At 69.8% G+C, this 19,121-nt stretch carries 17 protein-coding genes and 1 tRNA gene; 6 read left to right on the forward strand and 12 right to left on the reverse strand.

Features of this window, described 5'->3' with window-relative positions; translation table 11 throughout:
* Positions 1-89: 89 nt before the first annotated feature.
* Entirely contained in the window at positions 90-2,330 is a 2,241-nt protein-coding gene (locus MKK52_RS01275; protein ID WP_243951937.1) for a TonB-dependent siderophore receptor, read from the forward strand.
* Here the strand turns inward: MKK52_RS01275 and MKK52_RS01280 are convergent, their stop codons facing one another.
* The 9 genes from MKK52_RS01280 to MKK52_RS01320 form a co-directional block, all read right to left on the reverse strand.
* Positions 2,331-3,830, reverse strand: a complete 1,500-nt coding sequence (locus MKK52_RS01280; RefSeq protein ID WP_243951938.1) for a PhnE/PtxC family ABC transporter permease — start codon at positions 3,828-3,830, stop codon at positions 2,331-2,333.
* Complete coding sequence (locus MKK52_RS01285; protein WP_243951939.1) at positions 3,830-4,495, reverse strand: ATP-binding cassette domain-containing protein; 666 nt, start codon at positions 4,493-4,495, stop codon at positions 3,830-3,832. Before MKK52_RS01285 ends, MKK52_RS01280 begins: the two co-directional genes overlap by 1 nt.
* Before the next feature lie 14 nt (positions 4,496-4,509).
* A complete protein-coding gene (locus MKK52_RS01290) occupies positions 4,510-5,397 on the reverse strand; it encodes a putative selenate ABC transporter substrate-binding protein (RefSeq protein WP_243951940.1) in 888 nt (295 codons plus the stop codon).
* A 96-nt stretch (positions 5,398-5,493) separates the two neighbouring features.
* The gene (locus MKK52_RS01295; protein ID WP_243951941.1) at positions 5,494-5,721 is read right to left on the reverse strand and encodes a hypothetical protein; all 228 of its coding nucleotides are present in this window, start codon (positions 5,719-5,721) and stop codon (positions 5,494-5,496) included.
* Between the two features lie 106 nt (positions 5,722-5,827).
* The gene (locus tag MKK52_RS01300; protein WP_243951942.1) at positions 5,828-7,078 is read right to left on the reverse strand and encodes an adenylate/guanylate cyclase domain-containing protein; all 1,251 of its coding nucleotides are present in this window, start codon (positions 7,076-7,078) and stop codon (positions 5,828-5,830) included.
* Positions 7,075-8,484 (reverse strand): GTPase HflX, encoded by a 1,410-nt coding sequence (hflX, locus tag MKK52_RS01305; protein WP_243951943.1) that lies wholly within the window; start codon positions 8,482-8,484, stop codon positions 7,075-7,077. The genes MKK52_RS01300 and hflX overlap by 4 nt, the downstream gene beginning before the upstream one ends.
* Before the next feature lie 114 nt (positions 8,485-8,598).
* A complete protein-coding gene (gene hfq / locus MKK52_RS01310) occupies positions 8,599-8,850 on the reverse strand; it encodes an RNA chaperone Hfq (protein WP_238249876.1) in 252 nt (83 codons plus the stop codon).
* A gap of 187 nt (positions 8,851-9,037) precedes the next feature.
* Positions 9,038-10,402 (reverse strand): sigma-54-dependent transcriptional regulator, encoded by a 1,365-nt coding sequence (locus MKK52_RS01315; protein WP_243951944.1) that lies wholly within the window; start codon positions 10,400-10,402, stop codon positions 9,038-9,040.
* Complete coding sequence (locus MKK52_RS01320) at positions 10,399-12,759, reverse strand: sensor histidine kinase NtrY-like (protein ID WP_243951945.1); 2,361 nt, start codon at positions 12,757-12,759, stop codon at positions 10,399-10,401. Before MKK52_RS01320 ends, MKK52_RS01315 begins: the two co-directional genes overlap by 4 nt.
* 162 nt (positions 12,760-12,921) lie before the next feature.
* Between MKK52_RS01320 and MKK52_RS01325 the strand changes: the two genes are divergently transcribed.
* Positions 12,922-13,014 (forward strand) — tRNA-Sec (locus MKK52_RS01325).
* 16 nt (positions 13,015-13,030) lie between these two features.
* On the opposite strand, the gene MKK52_RS01330 is transcribed toward MKK52_RS01325, so the two are convergent.
* A complete protein-coding gene (locus tag MKK52_RS01330; RefSeq protein ID WP_243951946.1) occupies positions 13,031-13,453 on the reverse strand; it encodes a hypothetical protein in 423 nt (140 codons plus the stop codon).
* A 133-nt stretch (positions 13,454-13,586) separates the two neighbouring features.
* Here MKK52_RS01330 and MKK52_RS01335 point away from each other — a divergent pair, with 133 nt between their 5' ends.
* The 3 genes from MKK52_RS01335 (at position 13,587) to MKK52_RS27185 (ending at position 15,835) form a co-directional block, all read left to right on the forward strand.
* Positions 13,587-13,823, forward strand: a complete 237-nt coding sequence (locus MKK52_RS01335) for a DUF4170 domain-containing protein (protein ID WP_243951947.1) — start codon at positions 13,587-13,589, stop codon at positions 13,821-13,823.
* Positions 13,824-13,957: 134 nt separating this feature from the next.
* Positions 13,958-14,902 carry a ribose-phosphate pyrophosphokinase gene (locus tag MKK52_RS01340; protein WP_243951948.1) on the forward strand — a complete coding sequence of 315 codons (945 nt, stop codon included), beginning with the start codon at positions 13,958-13,960 and terminating at the stop codon, positions 14,900-14,902.
* A 420-nt stretch (positions 14,903-15,322) separates the two neighbouring features.
* Complete coding sequence (locus MKK52_RS27185) at positions 15,323-15,835, forward strand: esterase/lipase family protein (RefSeq protein ID WP_409564598.1); 513 nt, start codon at positions 15,323-15,325, stop codon at positions 15,833-15,835.
* Between the two features lie 25 nt (positions 15,836-15,860).
* Here the strand turns inward: MKK52_RS27185 and MKK52_RS01350 are convergent, their stop codons facing one another.
* Positions 15,861-16,400 (reverse strand): hypothetical protein, encoded by a 540-nt coding sequence (locus tag MKK52_RS01350; RefSeq protein ID WP_243951949.1) that lies wholly within the window; start codon positions 16,398-16,400, stop codon positions 15,861-15,863.
* Between the two features lie 606 nt (positions 16,401-17,006).
* Between MKK52_RS01350 and MKK52_RS01355 the strand changes: the two genes are divergently transcribed.
* Positions 17,007-17,717, forward strand: a complete 711-nt coding sequence (locus MKK52_RS01355; RefSeq protein ID WP_243951950.1) for a DUF1013 domain-containing protein — start codon at positions 17,007-17,009, stop codon at positions 17,715-17,717.
* 44 nt (positions 17,718-17,761) lie between these two features.
* On the opposite strand, the gene MKK52_RS01360 is transcribed toward MKK52_RS01355, so the two are convergent.
* Complete coding sequence (locus MKK52_RS01360) at positions 17,762-19,111, reverse strand: MFS transporter (protein ID WP_243951951.1); 1,350 nt, start codon at positions 19,109-19,111, stop codon at positions 17,762-17,764.
* Positions 19,112-19,121 lie beyond the last annotated feature (10 nt).

Genomic DNA, 19,121 nt, shown 5'->3' on the forward strand with positions numbered 1-19,121 from the left:
CAATAGTTTATCATAGTTCTAAACAGCATGGCAGCCGCACCGGGACCTCCCGGTGAACGGGGGTGGCTGGCCGTTCGAGGAGTGAGGCAGTGGAAGTCGGTCGTACACGCACGGGGGCCCTGCGGGCCCTCATCCTCGCCGGCACCTCCCTCGCCGCCCTGACGGCCGCCCAGGCGCAGGAGGCCACGCCGCGGACCGGCGCGAGCGTCCAGCTCGACGAGATCAGCGTCGAGAGCCGGGGCGCGGGCGGGGTGACGGGGCCGGTCTCGGCCATCGTGTCAGGGCTTCCGCGAGCCGGTGTCGAGGATCCGAAGGGGCCGGTGCCGGGCTACGTGGCTTCACGCTCGACCACGGCCACCAAGACCAACACGCCTCTGATCGAGACGCCGCAATCGATCACCGTGATCGGCCAGCAGCAGCTTCGGGACCAGAACGCACAGACCCTGACCCAGGCGACGCAGTACGTGGCCGGCGCCTATGCCGGCACCTTCGGCGCCGACACCCGCATCGACTACCTGACTCTGCGCGGCTTCGTGGTGAGCGACTACGGCATCTACCGCGACGGGCTGCAGCTGCTGAATTACGGCTTCGGCTACTTCAAGATCGACACGTTCGGCCTGGAGCGGATCGAGATCCTGCGAGGCCCCGCCTCGGTGCTGTTCGGCGCGGGCTCGCCGGGCGGCATCGTCAACACGGTGAGCAAGCGCCCGACCGAGTATCCCTTCGGTTACGTCGAGCTCGGCGGCGGCTCGTTCGGCCAGACCTACGGCGCCTTCGACATCGGCGGTCCTGCGGACAAAGAGGGGCACTGGTTCTACCGCCTGACCGGCTACGGCCGTCGTGGCGGCACGCAGGTGGACGGCGCTCCGGACGACAGCGTCTACATCGCGCCCGCCCTCACCTATAAGCCGGACGGGGCCACGCACTTCACCCTGCTGTCGAGCTATCAGCACGACAACACGGCGGTGACGGCGAACTTCCTACCCTATCTCGGCACCGTGCGGCCGAACCTCTCGGGCCTGCGCATCCCGCGCTCCCTGAACCTCGGCGATGCGGGCTTCAACACCTTCACCCGCGACCAAGCCTTCGTCGGCTACGAGTTCGAGCACGTCTTCGACGACACCTTCGCCTTCCGGCAGAACCTTCGATACGCCTTCAATCAGAGCGCGCAGAATGCCGATATCGGCCAGCTCGGCTACAGCGATGCGGCCCAGACCCGGCTCGCCCGCTACCAGTTCCTGACGAGCACGAAGGTCAACCTGTTCCAGGTGGACAACCAGCTGGAGGCTCGCTTCTCGGACGGCTTCTTCCGTCACGATGTGCTGCTCGGGCTCGACTACAAGAACTACCAGCTGCACGATAACCAGGGCACGAACTTCTCGGCGGGCTATTCGGTCCCCGACATCAGCATCCTGAACCCGGCCTACGGTCCGGCGACGGGGCGGCCCCTGCCCTATCTGGTGAACGCCAACTCGTTCCAGCAACTCGGCGTCTATCTGCAGGACCAGATCAAGCTCAGCGATCGCCTGACCCTCGTGCTGGGCGGCCGCACGGACTTCGCCGACAACCGGGTGAACGACAAGCTCTACACCACCGGCAGCAACGGCCGCAGCGACACCGGCATCACCTACCGCACGGCGCTGATCTACAACTTCGACTACGGTCTCGCGCCCTATGTCAGCTACTCGACCTCGTTCCAGCCGCTGATCGGCACGGACATCAACAACCAGACCTTCAAGCCGGAGACCGGCACGCAGATCGAGGGCGGAGTGAAGTTCGAGCCGCCGGGCCAGGGCTACTTCCTGACGCTGGCCGGCTTCGACATCCACCGCAAGAACGTCCTGACGGCCAACCCCGCCAACGTCATCTTCCAGGCCCAGCTCGGCGAGGTGCGCTCCACCGGCTTCGAGGCCCAGCTCGTGGCCAGCCTGACGGACGGGCTGAACGCCATTGCCTCCTACACGATCTACGGCCTGACCAACGAACGCGGCAGCGCCGACATCCTCGGCAAGGTGCCGGTGAACATTCCCGAGAACTTCGCCTCGCTGTTCCTCGACTACACGATCCAGACGGGCGAGTTGCGCGGCTTCGGCTTCGGCGGCGGCGTTCGGTACGTCGGCCGGTCCTTCGCCGACACCGCCAACACCCTGCGGGTGCCGGACTACGTGCTGTTCGACGCGCAGGTGCACTACGACTGGGACCGCTGGCGTCTGGCGGTCAACGCCACGAACATCGCCGACAAGCGCTTCGTCTCGTCCTGCCAGTCGTCCTTCTCGTGCTTCTACGGCGACGCCCGCCGGGTGCTGGCGAGCTTGAGCTACAAGTGGTGATCAGGTCTGATCCGAGAGCCGGGTCGGCAGGTCGGTGATCCGCAAGCCCCGGCGCAGGGCCCGCGAGAGCGCATCGACGGCCATCGTCAGCAGGGCGGTGGCCGCGATCAGCACCACGGCCACGTCGAGGCGCAGCTCCGAGATCGCGGCATCGACGTAGAAGCCGAGGGTCGTCACCCCGAGGATGCCGAAGATGGCGCTCTCCCGCAGGATCAACTCCCAGCGGTAGAGGAGGAAGGCGAGGAACTGCCCGTAGAGCCGGGGCAGGGTCTCGTAGGCGTAGAGGTTCAGGCCGTGCGGCGCGTCGGGCCGGTAGGGGATGGCGTCGGCGTGCCGGCCCATCAGGTAGCCGATGATCCCGGCATTGTGCAGCGACAGGGCGATGATCGCCGGCAGCATCGAGGGGCCGAGCAGTTGCAGGCAGAGATAGGCCAGCATGTATTCCGGCGTGGAGCGCACCACGACGAGGAGCACCCGCCCGAAGGGCCGTCCCAGGGGCCCGGTGAAGCGGCGGGCGGTGAGGGGGAACAGGAGCAGGGCGCCGAGCGCCGTCACCACCAGGGCGATCTGCGCCAGCACCAGGGTCTGCGCGGCGCCGGGCAGGATCTGGTCGGTGAGGATCGGCCGGAACCACGCCCAGAGGGATATCCAAGTCCCCTCCCCGCCCCGGAGCGGCGCGGGCACGATGTCGTGGGTGAGGAAGCGGACGAGGCTCGGGCCGATCGCGGCATGGCCGATGGCGGGCGGCAGGGCCAGAAGGGCGCCCACGAGGAGGACTGGCAGAGTCCCGCGCCGCACCCAGAGCCGCCGCGTCCCGATCAGCGCGTAGAACACGAGGAGCAGCGCCCCGGCCTCGGCATAGCGCCCCTGCCGGAAGGCGGATTCGAGGGTGAAGCCCATGGTCGGCAGGCCGATGAAGCCGAGGACGAGGCTGGAGCGCATCCCGCATTCGAGGCGGTAGAGGGTGTAGTCCGCGAAGCGCCCGGCGAGGTCGGGCAGGCGGGCATAGGCGAAGGCCGAGACCACCCCCGTCCCCGGCGGCAGGACGCGCAGGGCCGAGAGGTCCGCCTCCTCGATGATCTCCGAATAGACCTTGGCGCAGATCCCGGCATAGGGCAGCGCGATGGCCAGCACGCCGGTCGTCGCCGAGAGGCCGAAGACCTGCATCAGCAGCAGCGCCCAGAACAATTCGTGCACCGAGCGCAGGGCCGCGCAGAACACGCGCACAATCCGCGAATGGGCGAAGTGGATGGCGAGCAGGAACCCCGCCCCGGCCCCGCACCCGACGCCCAGCACCGCGAAGGCCACCGTGTAGACGACGCTCCAGCCCTCGACGGACCAGAAGTCCGGCCGGATCAGCCCCGCGAAGAGCCGCGAGAGCTCCGCGAACGGGTGCAGGGTGGTGACGTGCAGGTCCGCCACGGCGAGGCAGAGCAGGGCGGCGAGGGCGAACCCGCCGCTCACCGCGCGATAGCCCGGCACGCGCGGGGCGAGGCGCATCAGGCGGCCTCGTAGAACGGCCTGAGCCGGGCAGGATCGACCTCGGAGGCCGGGGCGTCGAGGACGATGCGCCCGGCCTCCAGCACCACGATGCGGTCGGCCTGGGCCAGCGCCAGGGCGATGTCGTGCAGAGCGAGGATCAGGGTCCCATGGGTCGCGGCCAGGGTCGTCAGCACGGCGGCGCCCTGGCGCGGGTCCAGCGCCGAGACCGGCTCGTCGCCGACGAGGACCGGGCGGCCGTTGTAGAGGGCGCGCGCCACCGAGACCCGCTGCTGCTGCCCCCCGGACAATTCCCCCGCCCGCGCCCAGAGCTTGTCCGCCATGGCGACGCGGGCGAGCACCGCCTCCACGGCGGCGATGTCGGCCCTGGCCGGGCGGACGAGGGTGCGCAGGTTGTGCAGGGTCGAGCGGCGGTCGAGGCGGCCCATGTAGACGTTGTGGAACACGGTCAGGGTCCGCACCAGGGCGGCGGCCTGCGGCACCAGGGCGACCTGCTCGGGGATCCGCTCGCGGATCAGTCCGAGCAGGGTCGACTTGCCCGCGCCGGAGCGGCCCATCAGGGCGACGCGCTCGCCCGCGCGGATCGTCAGGTCGATGCCCGAGAGCACCTCGCGCCCGCCATAGGCGGCCCGCGCGCCCTTGAGGACGAGGAGGGGTTCGGACACCGGCCTGTCCCGGATCAGTCGAGCAGGCCCGTCGCCTTGCCGACCTCGATCAGCGGTTCGTAGGCGGCGTTGGTGACGGGGATGAACTTCGAGCGCCCGAACGGTTCGAGGATCGCCGGATCGGTGACGCCCACCAGCGCCGCCCGCAGCTTCTCGGTGAAGCCGGCGCCGTAGGTCGCGTCCACGTCGCCGCGCACCGTCCACTGGTAATCGGGGAAGGGCGGGCTCTCCCAGATCACCGAGACCGCCTTGGGATCGACCTTGCCGGCCTTGCTGTCGAGGTCCCACACCGAGAAGTCGACGGCGCCGACCTCGAACGCGCCGGATTGCACGAGCTGGATCGTGCGCGAATGGTCGCCGGAGAAGCCGACGCGGGAGAAGACCTGCTCGGGGCTCTTGCCGGGGAAGGCCTCGCGGATCCGGTATTCCGGCATCAGCCGGCCGGAGGTCGAGGCGCGGGCGCCGAAGGTGAAGGTCTTGCCGGCGATGGATGTCGGGAAGTCCGCCGCGCGGGTCAGGCCGGTGGCGGCGTTGGCGATGAGGTAGAAGCGGAAGGCCGCGTCCTCGGCGCCCTGCGCGATGGCCTGCGAGCCCGGCACCGCCTTGCGGGCCTGGACCCCGGTGAAGCCGCCGAACCACGCAAGCTGCACCTGCCCATTGGTGAAGGCGGTGACCGCCGCCGGGTAGCTCTTCACCGGCACGTAGCGCACCGGCACGCCGAGCTTGCCTTCGAGATACTGCGCGACCTTGCCGAACCGCTCCACGAGGCGGCTCTCGTCCTGATCGGGGATGCCGGTGAAGACCAGGGGCGGCTTGGTCTGGGCCGAGACCGGCCCCGCCAGCGCGAGCCCCACCGCCAGCAGCCCGCCGGCGAGCCGCGCGATTCGTCCGATCCCGACCATGATCCCCCCGTCCCGGCGCGCAGGGCGACACCCCCGCCGCTGCCACGTAGAGCACGCGGCGGCGGAGGGGAATGCGCCTCCGCGCCAGTTCGGCGATCAGTAACGGTGGCGGCGGTGATGATGGTGCCGGCGGCGCATCGCGTGGCCGCGCATCATCGCGGTGCGCGAACCCATCTGGGCTTGGCTGTGCATGTTGCCGAAACGGCCGTTGCCCTGGGCGGCGGCGTCCCGGTCGAGGCCGTCGCCGGGCGAGGCGAAGGACGGGGCGGCGGTGCCGGCGGCCAGCCCGAGGACGAGCATCGCACCGAGAATGGTCTTCTTCATGGGAATGAACTCTCCACGGCCACGCGCCGCCCCGGGCGAACCGGTCGCGCACAAGGGAGTTCCTGCCGCACGGGAACGTGATCGGGAGGGTGATCTCCCAGGCGAATCACGATTCCGCGTCGATCGTGTAGAGGGCGCCATGCTCCGTCTCGGTGCCGGGGACCGGGTGCGGCCGGAACGGCGTCGCGAAGGGGCCGCCCAGCAGGCGCACGATCTCCTCCGAGGCGGCGATGGCGAGGTCGGCGGCCTTGGCGCGGACCTCGATGCGGGCCAGCATGTTCATCGCCGGCCCGAGCACCGTGTACTCGGCCCGCACTCCGTCATCGAACACGCCGACGAGGAGGGGGCCGGCATGGATCGCCGTGGCGGTGCGGATCGCGAAGCGGTCCTCCGCCCGGCGCCGGGCATTCACCACCGCGAGGCGGGCCTGGATGTCGAGGGCGCAGGCCGCCGCCGCGCGGGCCTGCTCCTCCGCCGTGCCGGTGATGAACTGCGCCAGCACCGCGTCGCCGATGTACTTGTCGACCATGCCCCCCTGCGCGGCCACCGCGCCCTGCGTCTGCGCCCGCACGGCCATCAGGGCGGCCACCATCTCCTCCGGCGGATGCCGCTGGCTGAGGGCCGAGAAGCCCCGGATGTCGAGGATCAGCAGGCAGGCATGGCGGCGGTGGAGGCCCATCGCGTCCGAGGCGAGGTCCCGGGCGATGGCGTTCGGCACGAAGCGGGCGAGCTGTCCGCGCTCGCGCTCGACCTCCAGCGTCCGGTCCACGGCCCGGCGCAGGCGGGAGACCCCGTCGATGACGAGCAGGCCCGTGGCGACGAAGGTCGCGAGCCCGATCACCTGCATCGGCGCATCGCCGTTCAAGCCGGGGAACAGGCCCGGATAGGCGAGCCCCACGAGGAAGGCGGCCACCCAGCTCCCGGTGACGATGGCGCAGAACAGCAGGGTGTGGGACACCTGCATGCTCAGGCCGGTCTGCAGCAGGAGCAGGTAGGCGGGCAGGCGGCTCACCGCGTCGGCGCCCTCCCCCGTGCCACCCCCGGCCAGCATGTGCTCCACGATGACGTAGACCGCGAGCACGGCGTTGAGGCCGGTCCCCGCCCAGGAATAGGCCGTCGCGGACCGGCTCCGCCCCCGCTCGCCGAGCCCGAACCACACCGTGCCGAGGCCGTAGAGGCCCAGGATGAACCAGTGGCTCAGGGCGTGCAGGGAGCCGTCATAGGCCTGGGCGGCCATGAGCAGCACGAGGAGGATGACGATCCGCAGCGCCGTGAGACGCGGCTGCCCGCCCTCCTGCATCACCCGCAGGGCGGCGTCCTGGGCGGTCTCGGGGACCGCCGGCGCAGGCGGTGTCATCCGGCGCGCCCGAGGCGGCGGGCGCCGCCGAAGCGGTTCAGGAAGCGCGGCTCCTTTTCGGGGGCGACGCGCACGGCGAGGTGCAGCGTCCCGTCCGGCTCCGCGCGCCGGTCGAGGATCTCGGCGTTCTCGTAGAGCCAGTGCAGGGCGGCCCCGTCCTCCGGCGGCAGGGACACCGCGAAGCTCGTGCGCGATTTCGCGATCCGCGCCTCGATCCGACTGGTGAGGGCGGCGAGCCCCTCCCCCGTCAGCGCCGAGACGAGGACCGGCGCGTCGCTGTCGCGGTCGTTGCGCACCCGCTCCTGACCGGACAGGTTGGTGAGCCGCGTCCGCTCGCCCTCGTCCAGCAGGTCGGCCTTGTTCCAGACCTCGATGAGGCGGCCGTCCGCCGTGTCGATGCCGAGCTCGTGCAGCACCTGCCCCACATCCTCGGCCTGGGCCGCGTTGTCCTCGTGGCTGACGTCGCGCACATGCAGCAGCACGTCCGCCTCGATGGCGTCCTCCAGCGTAGCGCGGAAGGCCGCGATGAGCGGGGTCGGCAGGTCGGAGATGAAGCCCACCGTGTCCGAGAGGATCACCGTCTCGCCATGGGGCAGCTTGGTCGCCCGCGCGGTGGGGTCGAGGGTCGCGAACAGCATGTCCTTGGCCGTGACCTCGGCCTTGGTCAAGGTGTTGAACAGGCTCGACTTCCCGGCATTGGTGTAGCCCACCAGCGCCACGATCGGGTACGGCACCCGCGCCCGGCTCTGCCGGTGCAGGCCGCGGGTGCGCACGACGGCGTCGAGGTCGCGCTCGATGCGGGTCATGCGCTCCTGGATCATCCGCCGGTCGGCCTCGATCTGGGTCTCGCCGGGGCCGCCGAGGAAGCCGAAGCCGCCGCGCTGGCGCTCCAGGTGGGTCCAGGACCGGACGAGGCGCGACTTCTGGTAGGCGAGATGTGCGTGCTCGACCTGCAGCGTGCCCTCGCGGGTGGAGGCGCGGCGGCCGAAGATCTCCAGGATCAGGCCGGTGCGGTCGATGACCTTGGCGCCCCAGGCCTTCTCGAGGTTGCGCTGCTGCACGGGCGAGAGGGCGCAATCCATCACCACGAGGCCGATCTCCTCGGCCTTGACCAGCCCGGCGATCTCATCGACCCGGCCCTTGCCGAGATAGGTCGAGGGCCGGATGCGCGGCAGGGTGATGGGCAGGCTCTGGGTGACGTCGAGCTCGATGGCGGCGGCGAGGCCGGTCGCCTCGTCGAGCCGCGCCTCCACCGAGCGGGAGGGCGCGGCGACTCGGCTCGCCGGACCCGCGTTGCGGGCGAGGTAGGGGCCGATCACCAGGGTTCGGGTCGAGGCGGCGATCTCGCCCTCGGGCGCCGCGTGGGCCCGGAGGCGGGCCTCACCCGAGGTCAAAGTCTCGCTCATGCAGGAAAGGCGCTCGCCGGTTCGCTCTTGTTCGCTCACGCTCATATGGGCGCGGGCGGGGCGGATGCCAACCGGCTGGCTCCTCTCCCTTTGGATCGGGGAGAGGGCGAGGTCTTACGCCTTCTCGGGCGTCTCGTCCGGCTCGAAGAGCTGCACCGGGTGGCCCGGCATGATGGTGGAGATGGCGTGCTTGTAGACGAGCTGGGAATGACCGTCCCGGCGCAGCAGCACGCAGAAGTTGTCAAACCAAGTAACAACGCCTTGCAGTTTAACGCCGTTGACGAGGAAGATCGTCAGCGGGATCTTGTTCTTGCGGACATGATTGAGGAAGGTGTCCTGAAGGTTCTGTGCGCGCTCGCCGGCCATTTTCTTCGCCTGTTTGTTGTCCCGATGGGAGTGCCCGGTTCGGGATGGTCCGCCGCCTGCGGAATTGTCCGATGTCCCGCCGACGGCTCCGTATAAAGCATTTGCATTCCAAAGCGTGAGCCGAAGCAAGGGCCGTTCCGCGCGGAGCGTGACGGAACGGCAGCGGATTTATCGCCTCGGGCCGACCCTACGGCCCGATTCCCAGGGACTTGAGCTTCCGGTGCAGGGCCGAGCGCTCCATCCCGATGAATTCGGCGGTGCGGGAGATGTTGCCCGAGAACCGCGCGATCTGCGCCACGAGGTACTCGCGCTCGAAGATCTCGCGGGCCTCGCGGAGCGCGAGGCTCATCAGCTTCTCGCCCCCCGCCCCGGCCGGGGTGGTCGGCACCAGGGCGCCGATCTCCGAGGGCAGCATCTCGGAGGTGACCTCCTGATCCGGGTCGGCCTGGGTCAGGATCATCAGCCGTTCGACGTTGTTCTTCAATTGGCGGACGTTGCCCGGCCAGTTGTGCGATTGCAGCACCGCCATCGCGTCCTCGGCGATCACGCGCTTGGGCAGGCCGGTCTGGCCCGAGATGTTGTCCATGAAGAAGCGGATCAGCTCCGGCACGTCCTCGCGCCGCTCGGACAGGGCCGGCACGCGGATCGGCACCACCGAGAGGCGGTGAAACAGGTCCTCGCGGAAGCGGCCCGCCGCGATCTCTTCCTGCAGGTCGCGGGAGGAGGAGGAGATGATGCGGACATCCACATGGACCCGCGTCGTGCCGCCGACCCGCTGGAAGTTCTGGTCCACGAGGACGCGCAGGATCCGCCCTTGCGTCTCGCGGGGCATGTCCGCCACCTCGTCGAGGTAGAGGGTGCCGCCATGGGCCTCCTCCAGGGCGCCGACCCGGCGGCCGTTCTCGCCCTCGACGCCGAACAGCTCGGCCTCCATCGTCTCGGGGAGGATGGTGGCGGCGTTGAGCAGCACGAAGGGGCCGTTCGCCCGCGTCGAGGCCCGGTGCAGGGTCCGCGCGGCGAGCTCCTTGCCCGCGCCCAGCGCCCCGGTGATCATCACCCGCGCGTTGGTGGGGGCGACGCGCTCCAAGGTCTGGCGCAGCTGGTTGATGGCCAGCGACCCGCCGACGATCTGGTCGGCCGAGCCGGAGCGGGCCTTGAGGTCGCGCACCTCGCGCCGCAGGCGGGAGGCTTCCAGCGCCCGCTCGGCCACGAGGATCAGCCGGTCGGCCTTGAACGGCTTCTCGATGAAGTCGTAGGCGCCCGCCTTGATGGCCGAGACGGCGGTCTCGATGTTGCCGTGGCCGGAGATCATCACCACCGGCAGGTCGGGATGGGCGGCCTTGATCAGGTCCAGCACCTGCAACCCGTCGAGGCGCGAGCCCTGCAACCAGATGTCGAGGAAGACGAGGTGCGGGCGCCGGGATTCGATGGCGCTCAGCGCCTCGTCCGAGCCGCCCGCCGTGCGGCAGCGATGGCCCTCGTCGTCCAGGATGCCGGCGACGAGGTCGCGGATGTCGGCCTCGTCGTCGACGATCAGAATATCGGCGCTCATGCCTGCATCTCCGCGATTCGGGGGGCCGTCGGTGCGGCGCCCTTCTCCTCTGGCGTGGTCGGTGGCCGCTCGGGACCGGCTTCACGCGGCACCCGCATCCGTACCTGCCCGCCGCGACCGGCGGGGTTGTCGTTGAGGGCGATGCCGCCGCCGTGCTCCTCGAGCACCTTGCTGACGATGGCAAGCCCGAGCCCGGTGCCACCCTCACGAGTGGTCATGTAGGGCTCCAACAGCCGCTGGCGCCCCTCGGCGGGGAAACCCTTGCCGTTATCCGTCACCGTGATCACCGCGAACCCGTCCTCGACGGCGAGCCCCAGGGCGATCTTGCCCTTGCCGAGCACGTCGGGGGGCACCTCGGAAACCGCCTCGACGGCGTTCTTGAGGATGTTGGTGATCACCTGGCTGAGCAGCCGGATGTCGAAGGCCGCCACGATCTTTTCCGACGCGCCCGCGCCGCCCTCGGCGGAGAAGGCGAAATCGATGTCCGGGTGCGCGACGCGCATCATGAACAGGTTCTGCTTGGCGATCTCGGTCAGGTCGTTGGGGGCGATGGCGGGCTTCGGCATCCGCGCGAAGGCCGAGAACTCGTCGACCATGCGCTTGATCTCGTCCACCTGGCGCACGATCGTCGCCGTGCACTGGTCGAACACCTCCCGGTCGGTGAGGATGACCTTGCCGTACTTGCGCCGGATGCGCTCCGCCGAGAGCTGGATCGGGGTGAGCGGGTTCTTGATCTCGTGGGCGATGCGCCGGGCGACGTCGCCCCAGGCGGAGGTGCGCTGCGCCTGGACGAGGTCGGTGATGTCGTCGAGCGTCACCACCGCGCCCCGCGCCCCGCCCGGCGCCTGCTCGCCGGTGACGCGCACGGTGACGGTGCGCTCCTCCTTGCGCTCGCCCCGGGTGCGGGTGAGCTGGATCTGCTGCTGCACCGCCCGCTGGCGGGCCTCGCCCTCAGCCAGCACCGGGGCGAGTTCCGGCACCGCGACGCCCAGCGGCTGGCCCACCAGCCGGTCGCTGCCGAGGTCGAGCATCCGCTCGGCGGCGGGGTTGGCGATGGTGACGAAGCCCGCTGCGTCGAGGCCGATCACGCCGGGGGAGACCCCCGACAGCACCGCCTCGGTGAAGCGGCGGCGGGCGTCGATCAGGTCGTTGGCGGCCATCAGCCCGGCATGCTGGCGGCGCAATTCCTGGGTCATCTTGTTGAAGCTCTCGCCGAGGCTCGCGAGGTCGCCGCTGGTCTTCTTCGTGGGCACCTGGGCGTAGAAGTTGCCCGAGGCGACCTGGTCGGCGGCGTTGATGAGCCGCCGGATCGGCGCCACGAAGCGGTTGGCGAAGTTCAACCCGAACCACACCGCCGAGAGCAGCGCGATCAGCGCGATCAGCACGAAGACCAGGGCGAAGGTGATCTGGATGGAGCGGCGCAGGGAATCGTAGGTCAGGTACTCGGCCGCCGCCGCCCGCGACACGCCGGGGAACTCGATGGCGAGCGGGTTCACCTCCCGCTGCACCATCAGCACCGCGTCGTCGTAGGCGGGCATCCGCAGGAGGGCGGCGAAGACGCGCCCCTCGGAGGGCAGCAGGCAGATCGGGTCGGTCGACTTGCCCGCATCCTCGAAGGCGGCGGCCGAGGGCAGGCGCACCTGCTTGAGCACGTCGATGTTGGCCCGCGCCACCACGTCGGTCGGCCCGCGCATGATCTGCGCCACCGGCAGGCCGAGGTTGGTCGCCCGCGTGGTCAGGAAGGTCTCGAACCACGTCCGGTTCACGTCGAAGTTCGGCCGCGCCCGCGTCAGGTCGTCGTTGAGGATGCGGATCTCGCGGGCGAGCGACTGGCACTGGTTCTCCTGGTAGGCGTCGGCCACCTCCACGGATTTCAGCACCACGTCCCGCACCCGGTCGGTGAAGCCGAGCGACAGGCCCCGGTCGATCGTCACCGAGGCGACGACGGCGAGCAGGATCGTCGGCAGGATCGCGATCAGCGAGAACAGGCCGACGATGCGCGAATGCAGCCGCGCCACGGCGGCGTTCGCCCGGCGGGCATGCAGGAAGACCCGCGCCTCCCAGGCGATGATCACCACGAGCCCGAGCACCAGGGCGACGTTGATGGCCAGAAGGGTGATCCCGTAGGTCGGCGTCGGCGTGACGCGGATGACGCCGGCCAGGATCAGGAAGGTGGTCAGCGCGCAGACCAGCGCCGTGACGACCACCGCCGCGCCGATCCAGCCCGGGCCCCGTGGCCCCGGGCGCAGGGAATCGGCGAGCGGCGAATCCGCCTGCGGGGCCGGGTCTGGAGCGGGGCCGGACCCGCCCGCATCGGGGCCGGTGGCGGCGCTCCCGGAGCGGGAGAGGAGAGGCATGACTGGTGCAGGGCCACAACAGTGTGGCGGAATTAATACGAATCCGGCGCTGCGCGATAGGGCGAGGGCCGGCTCTCAGGGCGCCGCCCGCGCCTGCGTCCGACTGACGCCGCCGGCCGCCGATCCTTGACCGGCGCGGAGCCGGCGAATAGGCCGGTCGATGGAGGCGAACGGGGTCTGGTGGCCCTCCTGGTCTTCAAAACCAGCGACACGCCAACAGCGTGTGGTGAGTTCGATTCTCATCCGCCTCCGCCACTCCACTCCCCCTCCTTTAGCGCCAGCCCTCGGCCCCGGCGGCCGGCAGCCGGCCCGCCTCGACCCAATGGCAGGTGGTGGTGTCCTTCACCGCCGCGCAATCGTAGCTGCGCCCGGCGAGCGTCACCTTGTCGACCACGGCGCCGATCCGGTTGCGCGGCAGGGCGGCGCAGCCGAGATGGTCGGCCTTCGGGTCGGCCAGCGTCGCGGCGGCGGCGGCCGGCCCGGCCTGCATCAGCATCCGGTAATTGGCGACGGAGGGGCAGGCGATGACCGGCGCGGCGGGCGTCCGCGCCGCCTTCTCGGCCTGCACCTTCTCCCCCGGCTTCAGGCGAAGGCCCTGCTGGGCCGAAGCCGGCAAGGGGGCCGGCAAGGAAGCCAGCAAGGGGGCCAGCAGCGCGGCGAGGAGGAGGGTCGGGAGCGGGTGCGAACGGCTCATGCAAGCCATCCTAGCACAGCCCGCTCCGGCGAGGCTTGACGCTCCCGGCGCCGTCTGCGACCGCAGGGCCACACCCCGGCGCGCCGCGACGCCCCGAATCGGCCCGAGGCCGGGGCGCGCGAGAGGAGAGATCATGGCCACGACGATCGAGAGCGACCAGCGGCTCCACCTCGTATTCGGCGGCGAGCTCGAGAACCTCGACGGGATCCGCTTCCGCGACGTGAAGGGCCTCGACATCGTCGGCATCTACCCGGACTACGCCTCCGCCCAGGCGGCGTGGCGGGCCAAGGCGCAGGCTACGGTGGACAGCGCCCAGACCCGCTACTTCGTGGTCCACCTGCACCGCCTGCTCGAGCCGCAGCCGGTCTGAGGCGGCCGACTAAGCCCATTGTGACACTTGGTCCCCGCTGATATTAGCCTCATCCGTCATGGATCTGCCCCGGTACCCGCGGGGCGGAAGCCGCTTCCGTGCATGGTGCATGGGACGCGTACGGGCGGGACAGCATGAAATCCTCGATCAAGATCGTCGCCGGCAACGCGAGCCGGCCCTTGGCCGAGGCCATTGCCGCCTACCTCGAATTGCCCCTGGCCAAGTGCATGGTCCGGCGCTTCGCCGACATGGAGATCTTCGTCGAGCTGCAGGAGAACGTCCGCGGCGAGGACGTGTTCATCGTCCAGTCGACCTCCTTCCCGGCCAACGACCACCTGATGGAACTGCTGATCATGATCGACGCCGCGCGCCGGTCGTCGGCGCGGCGCATCACGGCGGTGATCCCCTATTTCGGCTACGCCCGGCAGGACCGGCGCACCTCCGGCCGCACCCCGATCTCGGCCAAGCTCGTCGCCAACCTCATCACCGAGGCGGGCGCCGACCGCGTGCTCACCCTCGATCTCCATGCCGGCCAGATCCAGGGCTTCTTCGACATCCCCACCGACAACCTGTTCGCCGCCCCCGTGATGGTGCGCGACATCAAGGAGCGGATGCCCCCCGAGGACCGGATGGTGGTCTCGCCCGACGTGGGCGGCGTGGTCCGCGCCCGCGTGGTCGCCAAGCGCATCGACGCGCCGCTGGCCATCGTGGACAAGCGCCGCGAGCGCCCGGGCGAATCCGAGGTGATGAACATCATCGGCGACGTGCGCGGCCGCTCCTGCATCCTCGTGGACGACATCGTCGATTCCGGCGGCACCCTGGTGAACGCCGCCGAGGCCCTGCTCAACGCCGGCGCCAAGGACGTGTCGGCCTACATCACCCACGGGGTGCTCTCGGGCGGCGCGGTCTCGCGGATCGCCGCCTCGCGGATGAAGGAGCTGGTCATCACCGACTCGATCCAGCCGACCCAGGCCGTGAAGCTCGCCCGCAACATCCGGGTGATGTCGATCGCGCCGCTGCTTGGCGAGGCGATCGGGCGGACGGCCACCGAGTCGAGCGTCTCCAGCCTGTTCGACTGAAGTGTCTGGGATTTTTGTCGCAGTCGCCCCTGCGATATTCTGATTTAGAGTATCCCTCCTGCGGCCAAGCCGTGGGAGGCGGCCATCACGAAGCACATCGTCGGAATCCACGGCCTCGCCAACAAGCCGCCCCGCGAGGAGAAGGCGGGCTGGTGGGCCGAGGCGATCCGCGAGGGCCTGCGCCGCAATTGCGGCCGCGACGATCCGGTCTCCCTCGATTTCGTCTACTGGGCGGACCTGCGCTACCCCGATCCGCTGCGCGAAGGGGACAACCGCGAGCCCTACCGGCCGGATCTCGGCCTCGGGCCGTTCCCCTCCCCCGCCGGGGAGCCAGCGCGCCGCGAGGCGACTTTCACGGACCGGATCTACCGGGGGCTGGCGAGCCTGCAGGAGGCGGTCGGCCTCACGCCGGTGGACGACATGATCCTCGAATACCGCCTCGACGACCTCTGGGGCTACCATGACGACGCCGTCTTCCGGGACGCCGCCCGCGCCCGGCTGCGCGAGGCCCTCGGCCGCCACGGCGCGGGGCCGCTGCTGCTGGCCGCCCATTCCATGGGCGGGCTCATCGCCTACGATGTGCTGCGGCTGGCCGAGCGCGACGGCTCCGTGGCGGGCCCGGTGACCCTCGTCACCCTCGGCTCGCCCTTCGGCCTCGCGGAGGTGCATCTCAAGCTCACGGAGGAGCACGGCAACCTCGCCGTCCCCCGCTCGGTGGCGGCCTGGATGAACCTGATGGACCGCAACGACATCGCCACCGTGGGCGAGGATCTGGCCGACGCCTTCCCGCCGAACGAGGCGGGGGTGCGTATCCGCGACGTGCCGGTGATCAACGCCTACCGCGCCCCGGACGGGCGCGAGAACACCCACAAGTCCTACGGCTACCTGCGCACCCCGGAATTCTCCCGGATCGTGGCGGGGTTCATGGAATAGGCGGACGCCATTCCATGATCGCCGGTCAGCTGCCTCGGCCGGAGCGGACCCGGTCGGAATTCGCGAGGTCTTCGGCGATCCGCCTGAGGACGTTGCGTTGGGCGTCTTCGGCGGCGGCCTTCACGGCATCGGCGCCTCCGCCACAGAACATCCCCGCAGGCCTGTCGGCATGACCGTGGCCATCGAACGTCTTGCCGAACAGCCGACCGCCGCCGCCATCGACCGTCACCGCGACGGTCATGTCGACTTCGACGATGACGTTCGCGGTCCAGAAGCCAGGCACGATCTTGAGCCGCGCTTCGAGCTGCTCACCCCGGATCTGGATGAGGCCGCGCGATTTCGTAGACTTCATCGCATCGGGAACAGAGGATTCCTCCGTAAAGTCGACTTGTGCGATCACGTTCGGCAGCGTCTCACGGACGGATGCTGGAAAACCCTTAGTAAAGTCGATGGGGAACGTGTGTGCCGAACATTTGATGTCCTGAGACCTGACCGTCGTGTTCAAGCGCTCGGCCTCGACGAGCACCGCCCACCGGCCGGGGATCTTGTTCGAATAGGACGTCACGACGTTCCGGGCGGGGGCTGATGTCGGATCAGCTTTGTACGCACATCCAGAAGTACACAGAGCAACAAGCGTTATCTTAGCAAAGTTGTTTTTTGACACCTTCTGGACTCCGAGAGACATCGACCTTTCGTGCTCAGGGTGGACGATGCAAAATCCGGAGTCGAGAGTTCGAGCGATGTTTTTCAAGAGCTTTATGGGCTCAGATACCTCGGATTTGTGGCCTCGCCGACATGTATCGATGAACAATACATACCGATGATCATCAACGCTGAATTGAATACTTTCGGATCCGGGTGCTGGAACGTGGCTCTGCACGACGGTTCATCTCACGCCGAGGGGCATAGGTCGTCAATCGACGCACGCTGCCACCCCGTGCAGGGCTTTTCAGCCGGGGCCCGCCTCGCCCGCCCGAGCGGCCTCGTGGGTGGCGTTCAGCGCCAGCAGGTTGGCCTGCCGGCCCTCCAGGCGATTGCGCCCCTTCCAGCGGACGCCTATACTGGCGGCATCCCCCTTTTTTGCGTGAGACGGGTGGTCTCCGGGATGTTCCCGGAGCCCGCGAACCGATGCCCGGTTCGGCCCGTTCCGCCGTCGGAGCCGCGTGAAGAGATGTCCCAGGGTCCGCTGATGCCCAAGGCGACCGCCGTCTGGCTGGTCGAGAACACGTCGCTGGCGTTCGAGCAGATCGCCGATTTCTGCAAGCTCCACCCCCTCGAGGTGAAGGGCATCGCGGACGGCGAGGTCGCGGCGGGGATCAAGGGTCTCGACCCGATCACCACCGGCCAGCTCACCCGCGACGAGATCGAGAAGGCGCAGAAGGCGCCGCACTACAAGTTGAAGCCCGCCGTCTCGAAGGTGAAGCTGCCCGAGGTCAAGCGCACCACGAAGGGGCCGCGCTACACGCCCCTCTCCCGCCGCCAGGACCGGCCGAACGCCATCCTCTGGCTGCTGCGCAACCACCCCGAGCTGAAGGACGCGCAGATCATCCGCCTCGTCGGCACGACGAAGTCGACGATCCAGCAGATCCGTGAGCGCACCCACTGGAACTCGGGCTCGCTGCAGCCCCTCGATCCGGTGACGCTGGGCCTCACCACCCAGATCAACCTCGACTTCGAGGTGCAGAAGGCGGCGGCCGACCGTCCGGCGGCGCTGGCGGCCGAGGGCGGCGCCTCGCTCCTGCCGACCGAGGTCTCGACCCAGCGCGAGCCGGAGCCCGACGAGGACGACCGCCGCGGCGGCCGGGACGAGCGGCTCGACGCGGATTCCGTCTTCGCCAAGCTCAAGGGCCGGCACCAGGACGAGGACGACGACGAGGACTAGGCCGCCCGCGCCCTCTCCCCGCTGGGGGGAGGGCCGCACGGCCCCTATTCCGGCAGGGGCTGGCCCGTGGTCTCGGGCATGAACCACGGCACGATCAGCCCCAGGACGTAGACGCTCGACATCGTGAGCGCCGCCGCCGCGACGCCGCCGAAGGAGGTGACGATCTGCCCGGCGATGATCGGGAAGATCCAGGCGACGAGCCGCGCCCCGTTGAACACGACGCTCGCCGCCGTCGCCCGCACCGCCGGGGTGAACAGCTCCACGAGGTAGATCGCCATCCACGAGAAGGCGAAGCCCAGCGTGAAGAAGCCGTTCAGGAAGGCCAGCGCCAGGAACGGCATCAGCCCGCCGTGCCACAGGTAGCAGGCGAGCGACGTGGCGATGCAGCCGACATAGGTCAGGATCAGGAAGGGCCGCCGGCCGATCGCGTCGGCGACGAAGCCCGAGACGACGTAGGCGCTGATGGCGCCGACATTGTAGACGATGCCCATGCGCGGGCCCCAGACGTTGGCCGGTTCGCCGGCCGCCTTGGCGAGCCCCTCCGTATAGGCCGGCAGCCAGGACGAGACCGCCCACCAGCCCACCGTCGTCGCGAAGGACATCGCGGTGGCGAGCAGCACCCGGCGGCGGCTCTCCTTCTCGCGAAAGATCTCGGCCAGGGTGAAGGGTCGCTGCGCCGGCTTCGCCCCGTGCGCGGCGCCGTCGGACGTGGCCGCCCAGCGCTGCTCCTTCAGGGCCTGCAACCACTGCTCGGATTCGTCGAGCGCCCGGCGCAGGTACAGGCAGACGAAGGCCGGCAGCGCCCCCAGCGCGAACATGATCCGCCAGGATTGGTCGCCGAGCGGGTTCGTCGCCGCCAGCACCGCCCAGACGATGGCCGCCAGCACCGCGCCCCCGCCGAAGCCCGATTGCAGGAACCCGCAGCCCTTGGGCCGCGCCCGGTTGGGCCAGGTCTCGGCCACCAGCGCGATGCCGGTGGACCATTCCGAGCCGATGGCGAGCCCCGTGATGAAGCGGAGCGCCGCGAGCTGGACGAAGCTCTCGGCGAAGGCGGTGAGCCCCGTGAACACCGCGTAGCCGAGGATGGAGATCATCATCATCCGCTTGCGGCCGATGTAGTCGGCCGCGATCCCGCCGAGCAGGCCGCCCAGCCCCCAGCCGAGCAGGGTGATGCCGATGGCGAGCCCGACGTAATAGGCCGGCGCCTGCGCCTGTTCGGGCGTCAGGATCGTGCCGAGCGCCGGGCGGAGGGCATAGACCAGGGCCACCGCCTCGTAGCCGTCGAAGATCCAGCCGAGATAGCTGCCCCAGAGGATGCGCCAATGGCGCGGGGTCAGGCCCGCATGCCAGGGGGCCTTCGCGTCGTCGCGCGCCAGGGCGTCGCCCGCACTCATCGTCGTCTCC

It is taken from the genome of Methylobacterium sp. J-067 (assembly GCF_022829465.1).
Classification (GTDB): Bacteria; Pseudomonadota; Alphaproteobacteria; order Rhizobiales; family Beijerinckiaceae; genus Methylobacterium; species Methylobacterium litchii.